Raw genomic sequence first — 707 nt, forward strand, 5'->3', positions numbered from 1 at the left:
GGACTGAACAGACGTTCTGCCGTTGGAAGAAAGAGTACGGTGGAATAGGCACGGATCAATTGAAGGAACTAAAGCGTCTTCAGAATTGGAGCCGATTAAACAAACGATCCGGGGGATCGTTTGTCAGGCGGAACATTGAGCGGTTACGCAAGGCCGTTTCTGATCTGACGCTGGACAAACTCATCCTGGCTGAGGCAGCAAAGGGAAACTTCTGAGCCCCGCTCGTCGTCGCGGCTGCATTGATCGTGTTCGAGCTGAGTTGAAGGTCTCAGAGCGCCGCGCCTGTCGTGTTCTGAGACAGCACCGATCCACGCAGCGCAAAGTGCCTGTCGGTCGCTCGGATGAAGAGCGGTTGGTGGCCGACATGATCGAGCTGGCGCGGCAGTATGGCAGATACGGCTATCGTCGCATTGCAGCTCTACTCAGAGATGCGGGCTGGCACGCAAATGACAAGCGCCCCTCTCGGCAGATTTGCTTTGCAAATCGCCTGCCCGGCAACGGTCGAAAGATTGTGGCGGCGAGAGGGGCTGAAAGTGCCAATGAAACAACCAAGGAAGGGGCGGCTCTGGCTGAACGACGGGTCGTGTGTCCGGCTTCGACCGGAAAGGCAGAACCACGTCTGGTCCTATGACTTTGTGCATTGCCGGACTGACGACGGAAGAGCGTTCCGGACGCTGAACATCATCGATGAATACAGCCGAGAATGC

1 pseudogene is annotated in these 707 nt (G+C 56.7%); it reads left to right on the top strand.

Annotated features, from left to right (window positions below):
• A pseudogene (locus Q1A71_RS23615) lies at positions 1-707 on the top strand (IS3 family transposase); the annotation flags it as partial.

Origin of the sequence: uncultured Roseobacter sp., assembly GCF_947493125.1 — a bacterium.
In the GTDB taxonomy this organism is placed as follows: Bacteria; Pseudomonadota; Alphaproteobacteria; order Rhodobacterales; family Rhodobacteraceae; genus Roseobacter.